19 protein-coding genes are annotated in these 19,367 nt (G+C 45.1%); 17 read left to right on the top strand and 2 right to left on the bottom strand.

All coding sequences use genetic code 11. From position 1 onward, the window contains the following. The first annotated feature begins 196 nt into the window (after positions 1-196). The 3 genes from AXI57_RS05390 (at position 197) to AXI57_RS05380 (ending at position 3,624) form a co-directional block, all read left to right on the top strand. Complete coding sequence (locus tag AXI57_RS05390) at positions 197-1,600, top strand: YcdB/YcdC domain-containing protein (RefSeq protein ID WP_061669473.1); 1,404 nt, start codon at positions 197-199, stop codon at positions 1,598-1,600. Positions 1,601-1,683: 83 nt separating this feature from the next. Further along, the gene (locus AXI57_RS05385) at positions 1,684-2,121 is read left to right on the top strand and encodes a Fur family transcriptional regulator (RefSeq protein ID WP_061669472.1); all 438 of its coding nucleotides are present in this window, start codon (positions 1,684-1,686) and stop codon (positions 2,119-2,121) included. 138 nt (positions 2,122-2,259) lie between these two features. Beyond that, positions 2,260-3,624: a YcdB/YcdC domain-containing protein gene (locus tag AXI57_RS05380; protein ID WP_061669471.1), complete on the top strand. Its 1,365-nt coding sequence runs from the start codon at positions 2,260-2,262 to the stop codon at positions 3,622-3,624. A 10-nt stretch (positions 3,625-3,634) separates the two neighbouring features. On the opposite strand, the gene AXI57_RS05375 is transcribed toward AXI57_RS05380, so the two are convergent. Beyond that, a complete protein-coding gene (locus tag AXI57_RS05375) occupies positions 3,635-4,138 on the bottom strand; it encodes a M15 family metallopeptidase (RefSeq protein ID WP_003327996.1) in 504 nt (167 codons plus the stop codon). Positions 4,139-4,258: 120 nt separating this feature from the next. Here AXI57_RS05375 and AXI57_RS05370 point away from each other — a divergent pair, with 120 nt between their 5' ends. From AXI57_RS05370 to AXI57_RS05345, 6 genes are all read left to right on the top strand, one after another. Then, a complete protein-coding gene (locus AXI57_RS05370; protein WP_061669540.1) occupies positions 4,259-5,386 on the top strand; it encodes a response regulator aspartate phosphatase in 1,128 nt (375 codons plus the stop codon). Positions 5,387-5,498: 112 nt separating this feature from the next. Beyond that, positions 5,499-6,275: an SDR family oxidoreductase gene (locus tag AXI57_RS05365; RefSeq protein ID WP_061669470.1), complete on the top strand. Its 777-nt coding sequence runs from the start codon at positions 5,499-5,501 to the stop codon at positions 6,273-6,275. Positions 6,276-6,370: 95 nt separating this feature from the next. Then, complete coding sequence (locus AXI57_RS05360) at positions 6,371-8,056, top strand: glycoside hydrolase family 13 protein (protein WP_061669469.1); 1,686 nt, start codon at positions 6,371-6,373, stop codon at positions 8,054-8,056. Positions 8,057-8,380: 324 nt separating this feature from the next. Continuing rightward, complete coding sequence (locus tag AXI57_RS05355) at positions 8,381-9,355, top strand: metal ABC transporter substrate-binding protein (RefSeq protein ID WP_003328001.1); 975 nt, start codon at positions 8,381-8,383, stop codon at positions 9,353-9,355. A 56-nt stretch (positions 9,356-9,411) separates the two neighbouring features. Beyond that, a complete protein-coding gene (gene znuC, locus AXI57_RS05350) occupies positions 9,412-10,107 on the top strand; it encodes a zinc ABC transporter ATP-binding protein ZnuC (RefSeq protein WP_003328002.1) in 696 nt (231 codons plus the stop codon). Then, positions 10,065-10,907, top strand: a complete 843-nt coding sequence (locus AXI57_RS05345) for a metal ABC transporter permease (protein ID WP_003328003.1) — start codon at positions 10,065-10,067, stop codon at positions 10,905-10,907. The genes znuC and AXI57_RS05345 overlap by 43 nt, the downstream gene beginning before the upstream one ends. Before the next feature lie 62 nt (positions 10,908-10,969). On the opposite strand, the gene AXI57_RS05340 is transcribed toward AXI57_RS05345, so the two are convergent. Then, entirely contained in the window at positions 10,970-11,965 is a 996-nt protein-coding gene (locus AXI57_RS05340; RefSeq protein WP_003328004.1) for an LLM class flavin-dependent oxidoreductase, read from the bottom strand. 302 nt (positions 11,966-12,267) lie between these two features. On the opposite strand from AXI57_RS05340, the gene AXI57_RS05335 reads away from it, so the two are divergent. The 8 genes from AXI57_RS05335 to AXI57_RS05300 are packed head-to-tail and all read left to right on the top strand — an operon-like array spanning position 12,268 to position 19,363. Then, a complete protein-coding gene (locus AXI57_RS05335; RefSeq protein ID WP_003328005.1) occupies positions 12,268-12,867 on the top strand; it encodes a TerD family protein in 600 nt (199 codons plus the stop codon). A 25-nt stretch (positions 12,868-12,892) separates the two neighbouring features. Next, positions 12,893-13,474 (top strand): TerD family protein, encoded by a 582-nt coding sequence (locus tag AXI57_RS05330; protein ID WP_003328006.1) that lies wholly within the window; start codon positions 12,893-12,895, stop codon positions 13,472-13,474. A 40-nt stretch (positions 13,475-13,514) separates the two neighbouring features. After that, positions 13,515-14,093, top strand: a complete 579-nt coding sequence (locus tag AXI57_RS05325; RefSeq protein WP_003328007.1) for a TerD family protein — start codon at positions 13,515-13,517, stop codon at positions 14,091-14,093. 54 nt (positions 14,094-14,147) lie between these two features. Continuing rightward, the gene (locus AXI57_RS05320; protein WP_003328008.1) at positions 14,148-14,921 is read left to right on the top strand and encodes a TerC family protein; all 774 of its coding nucleotides are present in this window, start codon (positions 14,148-14,150) and stop codon (positions 14,919-14,921) included. 59 nt (positions 14,922-14,980) lie between these two features. Next, positions 14,981-16,141 (top strand): HpcH/HpaI aldolase/citrate lyase family protein, encoded by a 1,161-nt coding sequence (locus AXI57_RS05315; RefSeq protein WP_061669468.1) that lies wholly within the window; start codon positions 14,981-14,983, stop codon positions 16,139-16,141. Further along, positions 16,131-17,450 carry a phosphoribosyltransferase family protein gene (locus AXI57_RS21695; RefSeq protein WP_061669539.1) on the top strand — a complete coding sequence of 440 codons (1,320 nt, stop codon included), beginning with the start codon at positions 16,131-16,133 and terminating at the stop codon, positions 17,448-17,450. Before AXI57_RS05315 ends, AXI57_RS21695 begins: the two co-directional genes overlap by 11 nt. A gap of 6 nt (positions 17,451-17,456) precedes the next feature. After that, a complete protein-coding gene (locus tag AXI57_RS21690) occupies positions 17,457-18,566 on the top strand; it encodes a cysteine protease StiP family protein (protein ID WP_061669467.1) in 1,110 nt (369 codons plus the stop codon). Then, complete coding sequence (locus tag AXI57_RS05300; protein ID WP_061669466.1) at positions 18,563-19,363, top strand: HAD family hydrolase; 801 nt, start codon at positions 18,563-18,565, stop codon at positions 19,361-19,363. The genes AXI57_RS21690 and AXI57_RS05300 overlap by 4 nt, the downstream gene beginning before the upstream one ends. The last annotated feature ends 4 nt before the right edge of the window (positions 19,364-19,367 follow it).

Below are 19,367 nucleotides of genomic sequence, written 5' to 3'. Positions count from 1 at the left end.
GATTGATTACCTATAAAATTGTTACAACGTGTTTAATTTTAAGATTATTAGCTTTTATATTGAATAGGTTCATCCTACTATTTTTGGCGAAAAATGTTCTGGATGTACTGCCAATTCTGGAAATCGTGTGAGTATTAGACTAGAACTTTTAGATTATTTTGAAATGGATCGTATTTCATGACTTGGCAAATGATGAATGAAAGGAAGTGATCGTTTGGAGAACGAGGAGTTAAAAGAAAGAGCCCGGCAGATCGGAAATGTACCGAAACATTTCCAGCTGAACATTGAAGATTATGGAGAAGACGCTGAAGAAAAAAGGGCTTATTTTTGGTGGGGTAATCCTGATGATGAAGACGAAGCTGTCTTCGTTGAACTTGGCATGGATGGTCAGCTTGAAGCGCTTGGCCGCTATGTCGCCGATCCAGAAGAGGATACGCTGTCTGATGAGCTTTTGTTTGAAAGAATGCTTCATTTTACAGAAACCCATTATCCTGGAGCTTCGTCGCAATTTGTGCTGCAAGAACAAGCTGAGGAAGAAGATGGAAAAGTAAGATTTTCCTATATTCAGATGGCGGACGGACTTCCGATTCCCATGACTGGATGGTACGCGGATGTATCCTTGGCGGGGGAGATAGTCAATTTCCGCTACTGCGGGCACGCGGAGGCTCTTGTCAAGCCGGAACACATTGCGGATGAACAAACGGCTCTGGCCCATTATGTGAAGAATATTGATTTCAAACTCATGTTTACCGTTCTTCATAGCTCGGTATATGAGTCTGGAGATGATAATCCTCATTTGGTATACGAGTCTTATTTGAGTCCGTTACCCGCTGATTTATCAGAATGTCCAACGGAATGTGAGGACGGAGAAACTGAATCAGAAAGCTTTCCGCTGCCCCTTTTCGAGGGTGTTACGGAAAAAGCTGATATCAATAGCATGATCGGTTGGCATGATGGTTTAACAAAAGTACGGGAAGCAGATATGGGGGACGGAACGATCGGCGAAGTTTGGCGCGAGGGCCCCGCTCCGGAGCCAAAAGACAAAAGCATGAAAAGCTGGTTTGAAGGGGGGACGGAAAAGGTAATGAAAATGATCCGTCACAAAGAAACCGGAAAACTGGCCGGAGTCATGTCTTTTATGGACAAAAAAGGGCCGTTCCATTTGTCCCGTGCGGAATGTGAGAAAAGGGCACTCCGGTTTCTGTTCACCCTATTTCCCAATGCTGACCGATTTTTTCAATTAAAATATGATGAAACGGAGGATGCGGAAACGATAGTCGGGTTTACATTTGAAGCAGTCTGCAACGGTGTCCCGCTGAGGTTCGGTTATACAAGGATCTGCGTGAACCGTACAACGGGTCAAGTCACTACATATATGGCGCCGGATATTGACCCTGAAACATTACAATCCATAGACTCCGTTCCCTCGGTTTCAATAGAAAAGGCCAGATCCATTTTTCTCGACGCACTCAAGGTGAAGCTGGCTTGGGATAAGCAATACGGCGATGATGCCAGCATGAGCTACCAGCTTGTGTATCAGCCGGTTTTTCCGAGCTTTATTGAAGCTCATAACGGAAAGGTTATAAGAAGTCTCATCTGAAAAACCCTGACTTGATGCCTGCGATGAACGTATCACATCAAATCGGGCAAAGAGCAGTTGATGTAAAAAAGAGGTGTTAGAAGATGTCTGAGCTGAAACAGGAAGCTTTAGAGCAATTAAAAGCGAAAGGAATACGGATTACGCCCCAGAGACTCGCAATCTATCACGATTTATCGGTAAAAAGACATCACCCGACCGCGGATGACATCTATCAATCACTGAAGGCTGAATTTCCGGCAGTCAGTACAGCAACCGTGTATAATACACTCCGCTATTTCAAAAAAGAAGGCCTGATAAGGGAGATGGGCTTTGGAGAGCTTGTCCGTTTTGATTTAGCCGAAGACGAGCATTATCACGTCATATGTGAAACGTGCGGAAAGATCGTTGATTTTCATTATCCTTACTTGGATGAGGTTGAGGTATTTGCCGCGCAAATGACAGGGTTTAAAGTCATGCATCACCGTCTGGAGTTTTACGGATTATGTGAAGATTGTCACAGGAAAGAGAAGGACAGGCAGTAAACCATATCTCATTTCTTCGCATGGCAAAAAATTTAACAAGAGAAAGGGACCTTTCTTCACTGTAAAGAAGAAAGGTCTTTTTATATAATAAAATTCGGTTCTCTTTGCCGTAAACTCTTTTGTGAAAGGATGACTTCATTGGTAAAAGAACAGCTGAAAAAGAAGGCGATGGAGATCGGAGATGTGCCGCCCCATTACGAACTTGAAATAGAAGATTATGACGAAAGGCAAAAAAAGAAGGCTAAAGCCTATTTTATTTGGAGAGACCCCGAACATACAGGAAAGAAAATTACGGTCGAGCTGGGGATGGACGGTTCTTTGCTCAGATACTCAACTACCGCCTCTCCCATGCCGGATAAGAGGCTTTCGGACGCTGAGCTGAAGCTGACGGCTCTTCAATTTGCCGCCGGCCATCATCCGGATACTTTTATGTATTTTCATTTTCAAGCAAAGGAAGAACGGAAACATCATGTCCGTTTTATTTATATAAAAAAAGTGCTGGAGCTGCCTCTCCCCAATTCAGGCTTTCTCATTGATATCAGCCGCAGCGGACGCGTCGTCAACTTTTTATACTACGGAGGAAAAGGAAGAGCCGACATTCCCGAAGAGTTTGTGGAGAAAGAGAAGGTCATTTCTCATTATGTAAATACGCTGTCTTTCAAGCTGGTGTATGATGTCATCGATAATGAAAAGGCGCCTCGTCTTGTATATGAACCGATTATGCCCGGCTACAGCTATCCAGCCGATGTAAGTGCAATTGTCCCGGACCAGAATCTCTCCGATGAAAGGACGGAACAAGGAGCGCCCTTGCCTCTTTTGGAGAAAAGCGGGCAAGAACCTGATATCTATCAGATGATGGGTTTTACCAATGACATGAAAAAAGTCGGTGAACGGGACTTTGGGGACGTATACGGTACCACATGGCGCAAAGGAGAAGCACCGGAGCGGAAGGATTTAAGCATTGGAAGCTACTTTGAAAGCCGCAACCAAAACACGATGAAAATGAAAACGGATAAAAAAACAGGGAATATAACTGCCTTTATTTCATTTGTAAAACAACAGGGCGACATCAAGTATTCGAAGGAAGAATGCGAGACAATAGCGCTCCAATTTTTGTATGCGCTTTTTCCGCGAGCAAGGGAGTTTTTCAGAGTCAACCCATCCAGAACAGACGAGAAAGGCAGGATTCGAAACCATTTTTCGGTTTGGTATAAAGATGTCCCTTTACGTTTTGGAGCGGCCCGCATCATCGTCAATCGGGAGACTGGACACGTTGACGCGTATATGGCACCGGACATTGACCCGGAAGTATTGGAAAAAATCAAGCATCGGCCGGACGTGCCTGCTGAAGAAGCCAGAGCAGCATTTTTGTCCGCATTCGATTTGAAGCTGGAGTGGCAGCCCGATTTTTCCCCTCACAGTGAGTATGATTATAAGCTCGTATATACCCCGGTGTACCCATCATATATTGACGCACACAAAAGGCGAAAGAAACGGCTCTAGTTCCGCCTGGTTAATCAGGAATCATTTGCAGATGAGGGTAGTCCTTGAAACGCTTCCAGTCGCCGCCCCATTCAAATCCGAGTTTTTTGGCAATGGCCACAACTTCCAGCCAATCTGACGTTCCGTTTTGGTTGCCGTCATATTCTATATCCCATAAGAGACTGCCGTTTTTTTGCTGAAGGGCAAAATCAATGGCAAGCCCATAGTTATGATAGGATTCGCCGCCTTTTGCATAAGTAACAATATTCCCCTTTTTGGACCGTCCTTGTTTATACAATTCGTTTTGCTCCTCGATCGACCTGAATCCTTCCGTGATCACAATGGAGATGCCTTTTTTCTCAGCCGCCGCCTTTAGAATTTCCGTGTTTTGTTTGACGATCGGATGCAGGCCTTCCGGGATCGGCCTGTCCTTTAATGCCTGCTTTGGCAGCCAATCATGCTGTACATACGTCGAACTTAGATGCAGCGCTAATAGAATGAATAAAATCATCAGTATTCTTGCGGACAATTTCATGCTGGGTCACTCTTTCTAAGGATGTGCTGAACATTCTGTTTCAGGTAATTCGCACTCTCTAAAAAATCATAGCTATGATAAAATATAACATAAATAGTAGCAGGAGGAAGGGGGCAGATGATGAAATCAAAGATTCCATCCGAAGAAGTTGCAGTAAAACTAAACGAATGGTACAAGCTCATTCGCGCGTTTAAAGCAGACGAATCAGATCAATTAAAGCGAGAGATCGAGCGCGAATTAGAAGACATGGAAGAAAATCAGGACTTACTATTATATTTTTCTTTGATGGAATTCCGGCACCGGATTATGCTGGACAAACTGAAGCCTGTAAAAGACAGCGGCAGCCAGCCTCCATTCTCTGAAATGCTGAACGACATTGAAATGAATCAGCAAAAACTGACGGGATTATTGGAATATTATTTCTATTATTTCCGCGGAATGTATGAATTTAAGCAAAAGAATTTCATTTCGGCGATCTCTCATTATAAGCAGGCGGAGGAAAAGCTGGAGTACGTTGAAGATGATATTGAAAAAGCTGAATTCCTGTTTAAAGTCGCCGAGGTTTATTATCATATGAAGCAAACGTATTTTTCGATGAGTTATGCGAGTCAGGCGCTTGATATTTATACGAAATATGAGTTATATGGAACGAGAAGAGTGCAATGCGAATTTGTCATCGCGGGGAACTTGACGGATGTTTATCATCACGAGAAGGCGCTGGAACACCTTCGAAGCGCGTTGCACCACGCACAGCTGCTTGAGGAAGATTATATGATAGCGGCGGCCCATTATAATTTAGGGCATTGTATGTACAGCTTGGGTAACTTTGCCAAGGCGGCGGGCTATTTTGAAAAAGCGGCCGCCATTTTTGAGGAGCACAACTTTCAGCAGGTCATTCAAGCCATTTTTTCGCTGACCCATATCTATTTTAAAGAAGAAAAATACAGTAAAGCAAAAGAGTCCTATCACCGCGGTATGAAAAGCGCTTCAGAGTGGAGCGATGACATTTACGAGACGAAATTCCGTCTTCTGAATGAGCTTTATCTCGAAAAAGGTGATCAGGCAGTGCTTGATGCACTTTTTGATAAACTGGAATCGAAACAGCTTTTAGCAGATACTGAGGAATTAGTGCTTGATGCAGCTGATTACTTCAATAAAAAGGAAAATTATCAGTCAGCGGCTTATTTTTACCGCAAGCTTGCAAATATTAAAAAACGCTTGCAGAGCAGTGACTGTTACAATGTATAAAGAGTGCGGAGAAACCCCGGTTTTTCCGCGCTCTTTTTTTGTCCTGTTTTCTTAGACGGCAAAACGGGTATTTTGTCAGTAATCGAAACAGAGTCTAAGGGGGCAGAAAAACATGTATGAAGATTTACAAGGAAAAACAGCGATCGTGACAGGATCGTCAAAAGGAATAGGAAAAGCCATTGCCGAACGCTTCGGAAAGGAAAAAATGAACGTTGTTGTGAATTATCACAGCGACCCGAGCGGAGCGGAGGAAACAATCGAAACGATCAAGCAAAACGGCGGCCAAGCTGTAGCGGTTGAGGCTGATGTGTCCTCGGAAACGGGAATTGAGGCTTTGATGGATACGGCCTTACAACAGTTTGGCACACTCGATGTGATGGTGAATAATTCAGGTTTTAACGGCGCTGAAGCAATGCCGCACGAAATGAGTCTGGAAGATTGGCAAAAGGTGATTGATGTGAATGTAACAGGAACCTTTATGGGGGCAAAGGCGGCGCTGAAGCACATGATGAAGCACAACATCAAAGGAAATGTATTAAACATCTCCAGCGTCCATCAGCAAATTCCGCGTCCGCTGAATGTACAATATTCCACGTCCAAAGGCGGCATGAAGCTCATGACAGAAACGTTAGCGCTGAACTATGCTGACAAGGGCATTCGAGTCAATGCTCTGGCACCGGGAACAATCGCAACGGAATCAAACGATGATCTTCAAGAGGAAGAACATAAACAAGTACAGCTGAAAAAAATTCCGATGAAAACATTCGGCAAACCCGAAGAAGTCGCCGCCGCGGCAGCATGGCTCGTATCAGAGGAGGCAAGCTACGTGACCGGAACCACACTCTTTGTAGACGGCGGCATGACGCTGTATCCGTCTCAGCTGGAATAGAAGAACAGAGAGAAAGAGAAGGGAAGCCTTCTCTTTTTTGTTTGATTTCTTTCAAAATAAGGAAATAAACAATAAAAAAACAGGGGGATGCTGACATGAAGAAGGATTGGTGGAAGGACTCTGTCGTTTATCAAGTGTATCCGAGAAGCTTTCAAGATAGTAACGGTGACGGAATCGGAGATTTGCAGGGGATTATTTCCCGGCTCGATTATATCAAACAGCTAGGTGCTGATGTCATTTGGATTTGCCCGATCTATCCTTCTCCGAACGTGGATTACGGATATGATGTCACGGACCATAAAACGGTGATGGAATCGTATGGGACAATGGAAGATTTTCATGAGCTTCTGGAAGAGGTACATAAGCGGGGCTTAAAGCTTGTGATGGATTTTGTGTTAAATCATACGTCTACTGAGCACGCGTGGTTTAAAGAGGCGGAACTAGACAAAACGAGCAAATACCGCAGCTTCTATTTTTGGCGCCCGGGCACAAAACATGGGCCGCCGACAGATTGGCAGTCTGATTATGGACAGTCAGTCTGGCAGTACGAGGAGCACACGGGTGAGTATTATCTGCATATGAACGCAGTGAAACAGGCGGATTTGAACTGGGAAAACGAAGACGTACGTCAGGCTGTGTATGAAATGATGAGATTCTGGCTTGATAAAGGGGTGGACGGCCTGCGAATTGATCAGCTTCACCTCATATCTAAAAAAGAATATCTTCCGTCATACGAGGATTACGTCCAGGGCAAGGCTGAATCGAAGCCCTTTCAGCCAAACGGCAGGCGGATTCACGATTACCTGACAGAAATGACCGAAGAGGTATTTTCTCAATATGATGTAATGTCTGTCGGAGAGGCAGGAACCGTGACACCCGAGGAAGGTTTAACATACACGGGAACTGATGAGCATGAATTGAATATGATCTTTCATTTTCAGCATATGGAGCTTGACCAGCAGCCGGGCAAGGAACATTGGGATCTCAAGCCCCTTGAGCTTTCTGATTTGAAATCTGTCTTAACAAAATGGCAAAAGAAACTTGAGAACAAGGGCTGGAACACGCTGTTTTGGTGCAACCATGACCAGCCGCGAATTGTCTCCCGGTTTGGCGATGAGGGAAAATACCGCAAAGAATCCGCGAAGATGCTTGCCTCCGTGCTCTATTTGATGAAAGGAACGCCGTATATTTATCAGGGAGAAGAGCTCGGGATGACGAATGCGCCGTTTACCCGGATTGAAGACTATAAAGATATTCAAACGGTCAATATGTATCATAAACGCGTGTATGAAAAAGGCTATGATCCAAAAGAGGTGATGACATCCATTTTGGCAAAAAGCCGCGACCACGCCCGGACGCCGATGCAGTGGAATGACGGGAAGCATGCGGGCTTTACGGACGGCACACCGTGGCTGAAAGTGAATCCTAACTATACATCCATCAATGCCGCCGAAGCACTGGCTGATCCCGATTCCATCCTATCCTATTACAAAAAGCTGATCAGCTTGCGAAAACAGTACGCGGACCTTATGAAAGGCAGCTATGACTTGCTTCTGCCGGAAGATCCGCAGCTGTTTGTATATATCAGGCAGACAGACACCCGGCAGCTGTTGGTCATTAACAATTTCTCTGACAAAGAAGCCATATTCCAATGGCCGGACGAGCTGGAACGGGAAATGGCACAGCTCCTTCTCAGCAACTATGATGGCGGCAGAGAAGCTCTTCCATCCATAGAATTAAAACCGTTTGAAAGCAGGGTGTATCTGTTAAAAAGGGATTGAGTCAGATCTTCATCCTTTTCGCCGCAGTCCTGTTACGGGCAAACAGCCTCTGGTTTTTGCCAGACCGGATGCGGGCATATGCCCGCAGGCCCACATATGTTTCATAATACCGGCTGGCTTTGGAGTCAGCCGCCATCAAACAAGCAGGCGGTCTGTACCGTCTGTTTTTTAAACGAATAAATTTATAAATTATCCTTGCAAAACGTAATTACTTCGTTTTATTATTATAAAGGATGCAAAACGAATACCTCAGTTTATTTGCAAAATCGTTATCATTTTGATTTAAAGAATCATAAAGTCATTTTAAAAAAAGAGGGGATTACTATGCGTAAGAAATGGAGCGGCCTGTTTATGATCGCAGCATGCTTTTTGTTAGTCGCGGCATGCGGCAATTCATCATCTAAAGGATCATCGGGGTCATCTGATAAGAAAAACGGCAAATTGCAAGTTGTCACTACTTTCTATCCAATGTATGAATTTACGAAACAAGTCGTAAAAGACAAAGGCGATGTGGATCTTTTAATACCGTCTTCTGTTGAGCCTCATGATTGGGAGCCGACGCCGAAGGACATTGCCAATATTCAAAACGCTGATCTGTTTGTCTACAACAGCAAGTACATGGAAACATGGGTGCCGTCTGCTGAGAAAAGCATGGACAAAGACCACGCCACATTCGTTAATGCCAGCAAAGGCATTGATCTGATGGAAGGTTCTCATGAAGAGGAAGAAGAGCATGAGCACGGGGATGAAGAGGAACACGAGCACAGCCATGAAATGGACCCTCATGTATGGCTCAGCCCGGTTCTTGCACAAAAAGAAGTTGAAAATATCACTGCACAAATTGTAAAACAGGACCCGGATAACAAAGAATATTATGAGAAAAATAGTAAAGAATATATTGCAAAACTGAAAGATCTTGATAAACTATATCGTACAACAGTAAAAAAAGCATCGAAGAAAGAATTTATCACACAGCATTCGGCTTTCAGCTATTTGGCAAAAGAATACGGTCTGACACAAGTTCCGATCTCCGGTCTTTCACCTGATCAAGAGCCAAGTGCGGCCAATTTAGCTAAACTCAAAACGTTTGCAAAAAAACACAACGTGAAAATCATTTATTTTGAAGAAGTCGCATCATCTAAAGTTGCCGATACTCTTGCCGGTGAAATTGGCGCGAAAACAGAAGTGCTCAATACACTGGAAGGTTTAAGTAAAGAAGAACAGGATAAAGGCACAGGTTACATCGAAATCATGGAGAAAAACCTGGATGCCCTTAAAGATTCACTATTGGATAAATAAAGATAGTGTGCGCCGCAGGGTGCACACTATTTCTTTGTGAGAAAGGAAGAGCATACATGAATCTCGTCTCATTGAAAGATATCGTGTTCGGTTATTCACATACCCCCGTACTCGATAAGGTTTCGCTGGAGATCGAAAGCGGTGAGTTTGTCGGAATCACCGGACCGAACGGAGCGGCGAAATCAACGCTCATCAAAGTCATGCTCGGCATGCTGAAGCCGTGGGAAGGAACTGTAACCCTCAGTAAAAAGAATGAAGCGGGCAAGCGCCTAACCGTCGGCTACGTGCCTCAGCAAATCTCTTCATTTAATGCGGGATTTCCAAGCACCGTGCTTGAACTGGTGCAGTCCGGCCGATATACAAAAGGGAAATGGTTCAAGCGGCTGAATGAAGAAGATCATGAAGAAGTGGAAAAAGCCCTGAAAATGGTTGAAATGTGGGACCTGCGCCATCGTAAAATCGGTGATTTATCAGGCGGGCAGAAGCAGAAAATCTGTATTGCCAGAGTGCTGGCGAGTAACCCTGATCTGCTGATGCTGGACGAGCCGACAACTGCGGTCGATTATGAAAGCAGACAAGGTTTTTACGAGTTTATGCACCACCAAGTGAAAAACCACAATCGGACGGTTGTAATGGTGACGCATGAGCAAAATGAAGTTCAGCAGTACTTAGACAAAGTGATACGTTTGGAAAGGGGGGAAAAAGGCGGATGGAAATGTTTGACTTGGAATTCATGCGACGAGCTTTTTTAGCCGGAAGCATGATCGGAATTATTGCGCCGATATTAGGCGTTTATCTTGTACTTAGAAGACAGGCGTTAATGGCGGACACGCTTTCGCATATTTCACTGTCAGGGGTTGCCATCGGCTTTTTCCTGAACACCAATATCACCGCGGCCAGCATCATCGTCGTCACGGCGGGCGCGGTCGGAATTGAATACATGCGGCGTGCTTACCGCACCTATTCAGAGGTGTCCATCGCTATTTTGATGGCTGCGGGATTATCGTTTGCGATGTTCCTAATCAGCCTGTCAAAAGGCGGCACGACGATGAGCATAGACCAATATTTGTTTGGTTCGCTCGTAACGGTGAACCAGCAGCAGGTCTATATTATCGGCGGAGTCACACTGCTGATTTTACTTTACTTCATTATCTTAAACAGACCGCTCTATTTGCTTACGTTTGATGAAGCGACGGCAAAAACGTCAGGGATCAATACAAATATGCTGTCCATGTCATTTAGCATTGTAACGGGTCTTGCGATTTCAGTCATTATCCCGATTATCGGCGTGTTGCTTGTATCAGCTCTGCTCGTATTGCCGGCCGCTTTTGCGATCAGACTTGCAAAGGGCTTTAAAATGGTCTTTACAGCGGCAATCTTGATTTCTTTATTTAGTGTGTTCATGGGCCTCACGTCCTCCTATCAGCTGGGGACACCGCCGGGTCCGTCCATCACGCTGCTTCTGATCGCCCTATTGATCATCGGATTTTTGCTTCAGGCAATATGGAATTTCATCAAGAAGGAAACAGAACGGAAAAAACATCGCCGTTAAGGCTTGTCAGCAGTTTTTTGAGATATGCGAAAAACTGCTGATCTGCTCTTAACGGCGTTTTTTTATAAAAATAATGCTGCAAGCCGCTCGTAGGATTGTTTTTTAGCTTCAAAGTCATATATGTTGCAAAGGACCATCAGTTCCTCTGTGTCATAGCGGCCGGCAAGCTCCGTCAGCTGCTGCTTGACTGAGCTTGGAGAACCGATAACCATACGCTTGCGGTTTTCTGCTATTTGTTTTTTATCGGAAGCGGTATAGGTGTATGATCGGGCTTCCTCAATGCTCGGCACGCGGCTGTCCAAGCCTTTTCCGACACGGAGAAGCCACAAGTCTTGGCTCAAGGCAAGCTCCTCCGCCTCTTCATCTGTTCGAGAGCACACCACAAAAATGGTGCATAGCGCGGCCGGAGATGAAAAGTGGGCAGAAGCCTTAAAGCTGTCCCGGTACACGCGAAACGCATTCTCACCGCGTTCAGGATTGATAAAATGGCCGAAAACATACCCGATACCGAGCTGGCCTGCGCGTCTTGCGCTGTTTTCTCCAAGTCCGAGTACCCAGAGTTCAGGGACCGTATCAATAAGGGGCGCTGTTTTGATGCCTGCGTAATCATGGCCTGCAGGCAGCGAATCTGTCAGGAAATAGGACAAGTCTTGAAGCTGCCGATTGAAATCAGTCAAACTTTTTTTGACGCCATCTGTTAATGCGAGCCGTGTTTTTGTCGTACCGCCCGGCGAACGTCCGACTCCGAGGTCGATCCGGTTCGGATAGAGCGCTTCAAGCTGGCGGAATGTTTCGGCCACTTTATAGGGACTGTACTGCGGCAGAAGAACGCCGCCGGAACCGACACGGATTGTCGTGGTATGTGCGGCAATATGAGCGATCATAATTTCCGGTGCCGTGCTTGCCAATCCTTTCGTGCTGTGATGCTCTGCGAACCAGTATCGTTTATAGCCCCACAGTTCACTAAGCTTTGCAAGTTCAACTGAATGCTGAAGGGTCGTAACAGGGCTGTCCCCTTTGGAAACAGGAGCCTGATCAAGAATACTCAATTCAATCAATAGGCCGCTTCCTTTCTATGTTAGGATCTGACACAAGAATAGGAAAAATAGCTCTCTGGAGTCAAATGCTTTGTTTGACAGGTTTTTTTAATTCATGAACCTTATGATTTGCAAATAACGCTCAATTATGGGAGATTTTTTTCGAGGATTTTCGTCAATTATTCTTAACTTTTATGAAACTTTGATATAATAAAAAACGTATATATAAATAATTTACGACATTTCCATCTTAGCATTTGTCGAATTTACAGGTGAAAAAAGATGTGACTATATTCACATTTTGATGATTAGGAGTGAATCATGTGGCAATTTCTTTAGAAAAAGGTCAGCGGATTGATTTAACAAAAGGTAAAGCGGGGCTTTCCAAATTATTGATCGGACTCGGCTGGGACCCTGTATCAGCCGGCGGCGGGTTTCTCGGCAAGCTGTTCGGAGGCGGCGGAGCGAATATTGATTGTGACGCTTCCGTTCTGATGCTGGACAATGATAAGTTTACAGAGAAGAAAAACTTAATTTACTTCGGACATTTAAAAAGCAGCTGCGGCAGTGTGAAGCACACGGGTGATAACCTGACGGGTGACGGCGAAGGCGATGACGAGCAAATTCTCGTCGATTTGACAAAAGTGCCTTCTCACATTAATAAGCTGGTATTCGTTGTAAATATTTATGATTGTGTCAGAAGAAAACAAGATTTCGGCATGATCCAAAATGCGTTTATCCGTGTTGTTGATCAATCAAAAAATGAAGAACTGGTCAAATACAACTTAAAAGAAAACTATTCAGGGAAAACAAGCCTGATTGCGGCCGAAATTTACCGTCAGGGCAGCGAGTGGAAATTCGCGGCTGTCGGCGAAGGCACAAACGATACTAGATTAGAAGAATTGATCAGACGGTACGCATAATTTTTAAAAGGAGAGTGAAAGAATCATGGCAATTTCACTGGCAAAAGGACAAAAAGTAGATTTAACAAAAACAAATCCGGGCCTTTCAAAAGTCGTTGTCGGCTTAGGCTGGGATACCAATAAATATGACGGCGGGCATGACTTCGATTTGGATTCAAGCGTCTTTCTTTTAGATGCGGCGGGTAAATGCGCGTCTCAAAGCGATTTTATTTTCTATAACCAGCTTGAAGGCGGAGCGGGTTCTGTCGTTCATTCAGGAGATAACCTGACAGGACAGGGCGAAGGCGATGATGAGAGCGTGAAGGTGAACCTTAACGCCGTTCCTGCCAATGTTGAGAAAATTTCATTTGTCATCACCATTCATGAAGCAGAAGCGCGCAGCCAAAACTTCGGACAAGTTTCTAACGCCTTTGTCCGTATCGTAAATGAAGAGACAAATGAAGAGCTGATCCGCTACGATCTTGCGGAGGACTTCTCGATTGAAACGGCGATTATCGCAGGAGAGCTATACAGACATAACGGCGAGTGGAAATTCTCGGCTATCGGTTCAGGCTATCAAGGCGGCCTTGCCCGCATCGCAACGGATTACGGTCTGCAAATCGGATAACTGATACCAAAATTACAGAAGCAGAAAGGAGACATGCAACATGGCCATTCAATTATCAAAAGGACAGCGTGTTGATTTAACAAAGACAAATCCGGGGCTTACAAAAGCAGTGGTCGGTTTAGGCTGGGATACGAACAAGTATTCAGGCGGAGAAGACTTTGATTTGGACGCTTCAGCCTTCCTGGTTGATGCCAATGATAACTGTGTGAATGATCTTGATTTTGTCTTCTACAACAATCTTGAGCATCCGAGCGGGGGCGTCATCCATACGGGTGACAACCGCACAGGCGAGGGAGACGGAGACGATGAGCAGCTGATCGTTGATTTCTCTAAAATCCCTGCCAATATTGAGAAAATCGGCATTACAGTAACCATTCATGATGCGGATGCACGCAGCCAAAACTTTGGACAAGTTTCCAACGCGTTTGTCCGTGTGGTGGATGAAAATACACAAAATGAGCTGCTTCGTTTTGATTTAGGAGAAGATTTCTCCATTGAAACAGCTGTCGTTGTTTGTGAGCTTTACAGACACGGAAGCGAGTGGAAATTTAACGCGATCGGCAGCGGCTTTTCCGGCGGATTGGCTTCTCTTTGCCGGAACTACGGTTTACAGGTTTAAGCGAGCGGCCTATAGAAACTGCCGCCGTTTTTTTAATAAATAGGAGGAAAAAACTTGGAATTCTTACATCATATAATGTCAACTTACGCTTCATTTTTCGATTGGGAAATGTGGGGGGAAGTTCTGACTGACCCTGTTTCATGGGGGCTGATCGGCTCTTTGGTTCTTTTGGAAGGTCTTCTGTCTGCGGATAACGCGTTAGTGCTTGCTGTCATGGTTAAACATCTTCCGGAAAAACAGCGCAAGAAAGCATTAACGTACGGCCTGTTCGGGGCTTATATTTTCCGTTTTATTTTCATCGGTCTCGGTATGCTTCTCATCAAATTCTGGTGGATTAAATTACTTGGCGCGCTATACCTGGCTTGGCTCGTCATTCAGCATTTCGTAATCGGGGAAAAAGAAGACGAAACAGACGGTATGAAGAAAAATACATGGATGGTCCGTACATTCGGAATCTTCTGGGCTACCGTTCTTTCTGTAGAACTCATGGATTTGGCGTTTTCAGTTGACAGTATTTTGGCCGCGTTTGCGGTGTCAGAAAAAGTTTGGGTGCTGCTGATCGGCGGTATGCTCGGAATCTTAATGATGCGTACAGTCGCAAAATTGTTCCTTGTGTTAATTGATAAGATACCTGAGCTTGAAAATACAGCTTTCGTCTTAATCGGTATCATCGCGTTGAAAATGGGTGCAAGTGCGTTCCATTATGAAATGCCGCACGTTTATTTCTTCGGTATCATTATTGCCGCATTTGTGGTGACGTTTATTATTCACTTTATGAACAAGCAGAAACAGGTGCGTGAACAAACGGCTGCATCAAAAGAAGAATAAAACAAAACAGGGGGGAGATTGACTCCTTCCTTTTTTGTTACAGAAAAGAGGCGGCAGGTTTGCGGTATTTCCATTATTTATCAGGATTGCAGCAAGAAAATGTATTTTATCAAAAACCGAAACCGGTCACAAAAGAAGCTCCGAAGAAGCTGCTTGAGCAAGCGCTGGGGGCCGTATTATATATGCCCGCCACACGCCATGATATTGCAGCTGTTATAACGAATCAAAAATATGAAGATTTATCCTCGGTTGTTTTCTGTTTGGAGGATGCGATTGGCGATGATGAAGTCAAACAGGCTGAACATAATCTCAAGCATCAATTAGAGCGTATTGATCAGGCGGTTCAGCAGCGAAAACAATTGGCGGAGCATTTCCCTTTTATGTTCGTGCGTGTACGTTCTCCGCAGCAGCTAAAAACGCTGGCTGATATGCTGCCACACTCTCTCCATTTGTTAACCGGCTTTGTTTTTCCTAAATGTTCAATAGAAAATGCGAATCATTATTTTGAAGCTCTTCAGGAGGTTTCTCAACAATATGGGACCGTACTCTACGGCATGCCGATTTTAGAAACGCCTGATGTGCTGTCTAAAAAGACAAGAATGGATGTTTTGTCTGAATTACATATGATCTTTCAGCAAAACAAAGACGTCATTTTAAACGTAAGAATTGGCGCCACCGATCTTTGCGGACTATACGGCATCAGGAGAAAGCCTGACCAATCCATCTACGATATCCGCCTGATTGCAGACTTTATGGCGGACATCATCAATTATTTCGGTGCGGATTTTACGATTTCAGGCCCTGTTTGGGAGTATTTCGATCCTTCCCTGAAAGCTGCACCTCATCCTTTTCACCAAGCTTCCGATTTCAGTGAGTATATGGAGGGGCTTGTGAAGGAAACAACGCTTGATATCGCAAACGGCATTCACGGAAAAACGGTGATTCATCCGACGCAGTTGAAAGTCGTGAACAGCCTGTATGTTGTTTCCAAAGAAGATTACACGGATGCGTTACACATTGCTCATCATGCGAAAGGCACACTCGGTGTGTTGAAAAGCAATTTTTCGAATAAAATGAATGAAATGAAGCCGCATATGAAATGGGCTGAAACCATTCTATTAAAATCAGATATATACGGGGTGTTTCATGAAATCCGACATTTTACCGACTTGCTCACAGAACAGCCAAATGCTGCACATTATGGACAATATGGCGGTTGACCTTTCCATAACAGACAACCCGCTGTCCATACCGGAACATCATTTGTTTGAAATGGCGGCTCGGGTGAACAAAAAAAGAGGTTTCTTATTTGTCAGCAAAGTGCTCGGCAAACATATTCCCGTGCACCCGCTGAAACCGCTGTTGGCCTCCGGTCTCTTGGCTTTTGAATATGCAGAGCAAAAAACAGGACGGCCTTTGAAGGATAAAAAAGACATTTTAAAGGGGTTCCTTTCAGAAAACCATAGCGATATTCAAACGGCATATCAAATCTTACAAGCACAGCGATTTACGCTTCCGGAAGCGCCGCTGGTGATTGGATTCGCGGAAACAGCCACAGCCCTCGGCCACGGTGTCTATGATTGCATGGAGAACGCATCATATGTCCATACCACACGCGAGCAGATCAGTGATACAGAGCCTGCAATCACATTTGTGGAGGAACATTCCCATGCGGCCGATCAGGTTTGTTATGCGGAACATCATGTCTTGGACAATCAATGTCCGATCATTCTTGTAGATGATGAATTGACAACGGGCAAAACTGCATTAAACATCATTCGAGATATTCAGTCGAAATATCCCCGTAAGGAATACGCCGTTCTGTCATTACTGGATTGGCGTACAGAGGCGCATCGGCAGGCTTTTTCAGCAGCAGAACGGGAATTGGGCATTACGATTTCAACTTCCGCTTTATTATCAGGCCGGATTTCCTTCCGGGGCGAGCCGTTATCGGATTCAATCCACAATTACCGGCCGAAGCTGCAAGGTTCCCATGTATGCAGAACGGACATTGATGTATCTGGGTTTTTCACATCTGTTTCTTATCAGCCCGAAACAGCGCCTAAAGAAGCCGGTCCGTTTCCTTATATAAAAGAAACGGGAAGATTCGGTTTGACGCCTGCTGACCGAGTGTCCGTACACGAAGCCTGCCAAAAAGCCGCTCATCATATCGAGGGTTTTCGGAAAGGGGATAGGACGCTTGTGCTCGGAACGGGAGAACTGATGTATGTCCCGATGAAAATCGCGGCAGAGCTGAGCGGCGCTGTGTTTTATCAATCGACAACCCGCAGTCCGATTCATCCTGCTGCAAGAGAGGGGTACGCGGTGCAAAACGGGTATTCCTTTATGAACCCTGAAGATGAGTCGATTCGCCATTTTGTCTATAATCTACCGGATGAAGGCTATGATGAAGTCTTCTTGTGTTTTGAAAAGGCGGTTTCAGATGAGTCATTACAGCCGATTTTCGATATTTTTAAAGAAAAGGGAATGTCACATATTCATATCGTGACCATTTCGGGAAGGGCGTGAGCTGCATTGGCAGACGTTATTGACCAGCTTGGGAGCTATGCGAAAGAGGATGTAACGTTTCTTTTAAAAGACCTATCCGATATTTCAATAGAAAAAAGCACAGAAGAGCGGGAACAATCGATTCAAAGCGGGACTCATTATTCTGAAATGCTGCCGATTGAATACAAGCCGACAGATGAATATATGCAGCTGTTTTATGCATCGCTTGAAGACAGCAAACAAAAGGTTGCGCTGGCGGCGGGCATTGTCGCGGAGCAAATTTTCGCCAGGAGCGGGAAGAATACCGTGCTGTGCAGTCTGGCAAGAGCGGGCACGCCCATCGGTGTTTTAATCAAACGATATATTGAGAGAAAGTATCACACCTCTGTTCCTCATTACAGCATATCCATTATTCGCGATAGAGGAATTGATGAGAATGCATTGCATTATATATTGAATCATCACCCGAACGGGGCAGTCGCCTTTATTGACGGGTGGACGGGGAAAGGCGCTATCACAAAAGAACTGATCCGTTCAGTGGAGCGGTTTAATCAACAGTATGGCAGAGGGCTTTCCTCAGAACTGGCGGTGCTTGCGGACCCCGGACATTGCGCTGATATTTACGGAACGAAGGAGGATTTCCTGATTCCGAGCGCGTGCTTAAACTCTACTGTATCTGGCCTTGTGAGCCGAACTATTTTGAATGAAAAATGGATCGGCCCGTCCGATTTCCATGGGGCGAAGTATTATCGGGAGCTTCTCGCAGAAGACGTTTCAAATCTTTATATTGAAACGATAACGGGCCAATTTCCGTCTATTGAGAAAGAAGCCGAACACAGAGCCGAGTTGCTTCAGCAAAAACGGGAAGCGCCTGATTGGAGCGGACTGGCCTCCATTCAGTCGATACAGAAGGATTTTGGAATCAGCAACACAAATCTGATTAAGCCTGGAGTGGGCGAAACAACCCGTGTGCTTTTACGCCGTGTGCCTTGGAAGATCCTTATTCAACCGGGCTCCGAGGAAGCGCTTCAGCACATTTTGCTGCTTGCGGAAGATCGGGGAGTTCCGGTAATAGAATACGAAAATATGTCTTATAGCTGCTGCGGGCTGATCCGTCCGGCGGAGAAAAGCCTATGAACGCATTTGCCAGTGATTTAGACAGAACATTAATTTATTCCAGACGCATGGTCGGAGCAGCCGAAATGGAAGCGGGCATTGAGCTGACGGAAACGTTGCACGGCAGGGAAATCTCCTATATTAGCGGTATCACAAAAGAAAATTTGAAACGGATTCAGAAAGAGAACTATTTTATCCCAGTCACGACACGCACTAACGAACAGTATAAGAGACTTCAATTTTTACAGCATGATATTGTGCCGGAATACGCGGTGACCACAAACGGCGGCTGCATATTAAAGAATGGGGAACCTCTGACAGAATGGGCTGAGATCGTAGAAGAACAGCTGGCAGCCTGTCTCCCGATTGAGCAAATGCTGAGAGAAATCGCAAGCCTGCCTCTATCGGCCGCAGTTGAAAGAACCCGCACGGCGCATCACTATTTTGTCTATTTGATACTGAATGAAGAAAAATTAGCGCACATTGACAGTGCTGCTGTGAAGGAATGGGGCGCGAGTAAAGGCTGGCAGGTGTCCTTACAGGGCCGGAAGCTTTACTTTATTCCAAATCCGCTCAATAAATGGAAGGCTGTCGCTTATTTAAAATCAAAGCTTTCGCTTGAAGAGGTCTGTACGGCGGGAGATTCGCTGCTGGACCTTGAGCTGATTCAAGAAGCTGATTTCGGCATAGCGCCAGCCCACGGCGAAGTGCTGCGGCATTACCCGAATTTACGCAAAACAGCAAGCAGCGGTATCCTGGCGGGAGAAGAAATGACAGCGGCTGTTTTGTCCCGCCTGTCCCGTTTAAAACAAGTGTAAAAAA

It is taken from the genome of Bacillus atrophaeus (genome assembly GCF_001584335.1).
GTDB lineage: Bacteria > Bacillota > Bacilli > Bacillales > Bacillaceae > Bacillus > Bacillus atrophaeus.
This window is presented reverse-complemented; position numbering and strand designations above follow the sequence as displayed.